Annotated in this window: 1 protein-coding gene and 1 pseudogene; both read right to left on the bottom strand. The window is 58.0% G+C overall.

What is annotated here, in order from left to right:
* Window positions 1–229 (bottom strand): annotated as a pseudogene (locus tag AC1DSG_RS31185) (homoserine dehydrogenase); the annotation flags it as partial.
* Between the two features lie 133 nt (window positions 230–362).
* Window positions 363–1,094 (bottom strand): DsbC family protein, encoded by a 732-nt coding sequence (locus AC1DSG_RS31180; protein WP_477794296.1) that lies wholly within the window; start codon window positions 1,092–1,094, stop codon window positions 363–365.
* Window positions 1,095–1,351 lie beyond the last annotated feature (257 nt).

The raw sequence follows: 1,351 nt of genomic DNA, 5'->3' as shown, positions 1-1,351 counted from the left end.
GCTCTATAACAATGTCGATCTCAGGGTTCGTGGCCACTTCGAAGACATCGTTGGTAATCGCAATACCGGTCGTTTGGAACTGAGGCTTTGGCGTGCGCGTGGCAATTTGTGCCACTTCGATTTCACGCCCGGCACGACGAGCAATTTCCTCGGCGTTGCGCTGAAGTACGTTGAAGGTACCGCCACCGACGGTTCCTAACCCACAGATGCCTACTTTGACCGGTTTCACTGTGAACTCCCCATAAAACGGCCGACTCAAGGTCGGCCGTGAAAACAACCGCGTGCTCGCGGTTCCCTATTAATGGACCGGCGATGATGCTGCCGGACCATGATCGTCAATGGCTGACCTTGACGATACGAATTTACTTCGCGCTCAGTGCCAGTTTGGCGACTTGTGGCGCTGGCTGGTAGCCCGGAATGACCTGGCCGTCGGCCAAAACGATGGCCGGTGTACCGTTCACGCCAATCGACTGACCGAGGGCGAACTGCTTGGAAACCGGGTTCTCGCACTTGGCGGCCTTGATTTCCTTGCCATCGACCATTTTGTCCATGGCCGCTTTCTTGTCTTTCGAGCACCAGACCGCTTGCAGCTGTTCATCACCCGGCGAGCCCAGGCCCTGGCGCGGGAACGCGACGTAGCGCACTTCGATGCCGCGCTTGTTCAGCTCAGGCACTTCGGCGTGCAGTTTGTGGCAGTACGGGCAGGTGGTGTCGGTGAACACGGTGATGTGCGACTTGGTTTCGCCGATGGCCGGATACACCACGGTTTCCGCGACAGGAATGTCATTGACCAGTTTGGAAACGCCCAGCCGTTCGGTCTTCTCGGTCAGGTTGACCGGTTTGCCGTCCTTGAGCTGGAACATGTAGCCCTGAACCACGTACTGGCCGTCGGCGCTGGCGTACAGCACGCGGCTACCTTTGAGTTTGACTTCGTACAGACCTGGCAGCGGGCTGGCCGTGATGGTTTCGACGGGCACGTCGAGCTGGAGGTTTTCCAGGCTTTTACGAATGGCTTTGTCGGCCGCGTCATCGGCGACGGCAAAGGTGCTGACCAACGCAATGGCGGCGGCGGCGAAAATCTGGGTCAGACGCATGAGAACTCCTGAAGGCGGACAAATGAAACGATCAGAACGCCCGTACCGAAACACCGGGTCATAACCGCCCATCGTGCAAACCAGCAAAGCCTACCACATAAGGCCCGTGTGGCCGAATGCGCCTGTCGCACGACATATCACTCACGGTGCACGACGCTTCTATGCAGCAGCTGGCGAAGCCTGCGTCCGACTGCGCAGCAGTCATAAGATCAGGCACGGAGGTACATCAGTCAAACCGAGAACTCAGGGTTTACGAA

This window comes from Pseudomonas sp. P5_A12, assembly GCF_056400685.1.
Note: the sequence above shows the minus strand (reverse complement) of the source record. Positions and strands in the feature narration are given on the sequence as shown.

Bases quoted from the DNA above. Each gene is read 5' to 3' on its own strand.
- AC1DSG_RS31180 (WP_477794296.1), bottom strand. From the start codon at position 1,094: ATGCGTCTGACCCAGATTTTCGCCGCCGCCGCCATTGCGTTGGTCAGC.